Here is a 471-nt window from a genome sequence, read left to right as displayed (position 1 = left end):
AGGCTCACCAAAATCACCAGCGTGCTGACCAGAATCAGCACCTGCGTCACCGAGATCACCGCCCCCATCACCTCAATGGGCTCGGCCGGCAGCAGCTGCGGGAAGGGCTTGGGGTTGGGCTTCCAGAGGATCATCGCCAGCGTCTGCAGCAGCAGCGACATGCCCATGGCCGTGATCAGCGGCGCCAGGCGCGGCGCACGCCGCAGCGGCCGGTACGCCACGCGCTCAATCGCATAGTTCAGCGCCATGCACACCGCCACCGCACAGCCCAGCGCCACCAGCATCAGCGCCCACCCAGGCAGCCCATAGCCCTGCAGCGCGCTCACCACCGTCCAGCTCACCAGCGCCCCCACCATCAACACCTCGCCGTGCGCGAAATTGATCAGGTTGATGATCCCGTACACCATCGTGTACCCCAGCGCCACCAGCGCGTACATGCTCCCCAGCACCAGCCCGTTGATGATCTGCTGT

The 471-nt window shown here is 65.8% G+C and carries 1 protein-coding gene; it reads right to left on the bottom strand.

What is annotated here, in order from left to right:
* Positions 1–471, bottom strand: a 471-nt coding sequence (locus tag ACG0Z6_RS16615) for a branched-chain amino acid ABC transporter permease (protein WP_394463463.1), incomplete at both ends; no start/stop codon positions are given.

The organism is Roseateles rivi (assembly GCF_043555845.1).
GTDB classification, from domain to species: domain Bacteria; phylum Pseudomonadota; class Gammaproteobacteria; order Burkholderiales; family Burkholderiaceae_C; genus Roseateles; species Roseateles rivi.
This window is presented reverse-complemented; position numbering and strand designations above follow the sequence as displayed.